Annotated in this window: 2 protein-coding genes; both read left to right on the top strand. The window is 74.8% G+C overall.

Annotation, left to right across the window (positions count from 1 at the left end; all coding sequences use genetic code 11):
* Positions 1 to 919 (top strand): LLM class flavin-dependent oxidoreductase (locus tag H5J29_RS29890; RefSeq protein WP_181784311.1); only part of this gene is annotated, 919 nt, incomplete at its 5' end.
* The gene (locus H5J29_RS29885; RefSeq protein ID WP_181784310.1) at positions 916 to 2,142 is read left to right on the top strand and encodes an LLM class flavin-dependent oxidoreductase; all 1,227 of its coding nucleotides are present in this window, start codon (positions 916 to 918) and stop codon (positions 2,140 to 2,142) included. The genes H5J29_RS29890 and H5J29_RS29885, both read left to right, overlap by 4 nt.
* The last annotated feature ends 58 nt before the right edge of the window (positions 2,143 to 2,200 follow it).

Genomic DNA, 2,200 nt, shown 5'->3' with positions numbered 1-2,200 from the left:
CCGAGGCCGAGGGTGCGGCGGGTCACGAGCGGCTCCCCGCGAGCCTGCCGCCGAGCCGCGGCGCGATCTCGGTGGCGAGCACCTCCAGCCCGCGCAGCGCCTCGTCGAGGGAGGTGCTCTCACCCTGCTCGCCGCGCTCAGCCAGGTGACCGAGCGGATCGGGCTGGTCGCCACCGCCGCCACGACCCACCACGAGCCCTTCCACCTGGCGCGCAAGCTCGCCTCGCTGGACCACCTCTCCGCCGGGCGCGCGGGCTGGAACGTCGTGACCTCCCCGGTGCCGCTGGAGGCCGCCCACCTCGGCCGGGAGGGCCACCTCGAGGACGGCGCCCGGTACGCCCGCGCCGCCGAGTCCGTGGACGTCGTGCGGTCGCTGTGGGACAGCCTCGCCGACGGCGCGGTGCTGCGGGACAAGGCCACGGGCCGCTACTACGACCCGGCCGGGCTGCGGCTCACCGCGCACTCCGGCGAGCACTTCGAGGTCCGCGGGCCGCTGAACATCTCCCGCCCCCCGCAGGGGCATCCGGTGCTGGTCCACGCCGACCCGAGCGAGGCGGGTCGGGACTTCGCCGCCCGCTACGCCGACGTCGTCGTCACCGAGCAGCCGGACGCGGCGGCGGGCAAGTCCTTCGTCGACGACCTGCACGGCCGGGTCCGCGCCCACGGCCGCGATCCCGGACGCGTCCGCGTCTGGACGTCGGTGCACGCAGGAGCGCCCGCGGGGCTCGCCGACCGGTTCGAGGAGTGGTTCCACGCGGGGGCCGCGGACGGGTTCCTCGTGTCGTTCCCCGCGCATCCGGGTGCGGTGGCGGCGTTCGTCGAGCACGTGGTGTCGGAGCTGCGTCGCCGCGGCATGGTCCGCGCCGACGGCGACGCCCCCGCGACCCTGCGCGACCACCTCGGACTGGAGCGGCCGTGATCGCACTCAACGCGTTCCTCAAACCACCGGGGGAGTACCTGGCGGCGTGGCGGCATCCCGACGGACCGGCGGACGGAGGGGTGAACATCGCACACGTCCGCGCCCTGGTCGAACGGGCCGAGCGGGCGCGGTTCGACGCGGTGTTCCTCGCCGATCTCGTCGGGGTGCCGCTCGCCGACGCGGACGTGCTCAGCCGGGTCTCGGTCGTGAACGACTCCTTCGAGCCGACCACCCTGCTTGCCGCGCTGTCCGCCGTGACCAGCCACATCGGACTGATCGCCACCGCGTCCACCACCTACAACGAGCCGTACCACCTGGCCCGCACCTTCGCCTCGCTCGACCACCTCTCGGGCGGGCGGGCCGGCTGGAACCTGGTGACCTCGCTGAACGACGGCGAGGCGCGCAACTTCGGGCTCGACGCCCACGTCCCGCACGCGGAGCGCTATGCCCGCGCGGAGGAGTTCGTGGACGTCGTGCGCGGGCTGTGGGCCGGCGTCGACGACGGGGCCCTCACCCGCCACCAGGGCCATCCGGTGATCGTGCAGGCCGGAGCGTCCGAGGCGGGCAAGGCGCTCGCCTCCCGGGTCGCCGACGTGATCTTCACCCACCACGGCGAGGTCGCCGCGGCACAGGGGTTCCGTGCCGAGATCCGCGAACGCGCGCGGGCGCACGGACGGGACCCCGACCACGTCAAGGTCCTCCCGGCGCTGTCCACGATCACCGGCCGCACCCGCGCGGAGGCCGAGGACAAGGCCGCCCGGATGCGGGAGCTCCTGCACCCGCGGGTGGCCCTGGAGGACCTGGGCTACTGGCTGGGCGGGGTCGACCTCACGCCCTACCCGCTCGACGGGCCGCTGCCGGACCTGCCGCTGTCCAACCAGAGCCGCAGCACCCAGGCACGCGTCCTCGACCGCGCCCGGGCCGAGGGGCTCACCATCCGACAGCTCGCCCGACAGGTCGCGGACGACGACCGGACGCTCGTCGGCACCGGTACGGAGATCGCCGACCACATCGAGGAGTTCGTGCGCGCGGGTGCCGCCGACGGGTTCAACGTGATCTTCCCCTACCTGCCCGGCACGCTGGAGGACTTCGCCGACCTCGTCGTCCCCGAGCTGCAGCGACGGGGGCTGCACCGCACCGAGTACACCGGTCGTACCCTGCGCGAGCACCTCGGGCTGCCGCGCCCGCGCAGCGGGTACGCGACCGCACGGGAGACGCCATGACGCAGGCTGCGGGACCCCGCAACGCGCTGACGGACGTCCCCGGCATCCGGGTCGGGCA

The sequence above is a fragment of the Pseudonocardia pini genome (genome assembly GCF_013870575.1).
Classification (GTDB): Bacteria; Actinomycetota; Actinomycetes; order Mycobacteriales; family Pseudonocardiaceae; genus Pseudonocardia; species Pseudonocardia pini.
The sequence above is the reverse complement of the archived record's forward strand: the minus strand, read 5'-3'. Positions and strand labels throughout refer to the sequence as shown.